We start from the raw sequence: 640 nt of genomic DNA, 5'->3' as shown, positions 1-640 counted from the left end.
ACCGACAACTTGAACGCGTTGGGCACGGCCCAGTTCGCGGCCCTGTCGTCCAGCCAGTTCGGCGCATTGACCACCGGCCAACTGGGCAAGCTSGARACSGCCGATCTGCGYGCTGTCACGACMGCCTCGCTCAACGGCCTGTCCTCRGACCAGGTYGGCGCCTTGGCCAGCGATGCCGTCGGCTCACTGACCACGGCACAGGTCGGCTCGCTGGGCACCGCCCAGATCAAGGGCCTGACCACGGGTGACATGGTCGCCCTGACCTCGGGCCAGGTCGCGGCGCTGAACTCTACCCAGGCCGGCAGCCTCTCCACCGCCCAACTGGCGGCTATTGAGACGGCTGACGTCAAGTCGTTGACGACCGGCGCCCTGCGCAACCTGTCGTCTGACCAGCTCGACGCCTTCACCAGCGACCAGCTGCGCGCGCTCAGCAGCGGCCAGATCAACTCGCTGACGACTGCACAAGTCAACACCCTGGGCACGGCCGACCTGAACAGCCTCACCAGTGGCCAGTTCGCCAATCTGTCCTCCGGCCAGGTTCAAGCACTGACCAACACCCAGCTCGCCAATCTCGCGACCGACAACCTCAACGCGCTGGGCACCGCCCAGTTCGCGGCGCTGAGCTCCGGCGCTGAGCTCC

At 67.0% G+C, this 640-nt stretch carries 1 pseudogene; it reads left to right on the top strand.

What is annotated here, in order from left to right:
- A pseudogene (locus AC1DU6_RS34485) lies at positions 1–640 on the top strand (heme utilization protein); the annotation flags it as partial.

This window comes from Roseateles sp. P5_B10, from assembly GCF_056400485.1.
The sequence above is the reverse complement of the archived record's forward strand: the minus strand, read 5'-3'. Positions and strand labels throughout refer to the sequence as shown.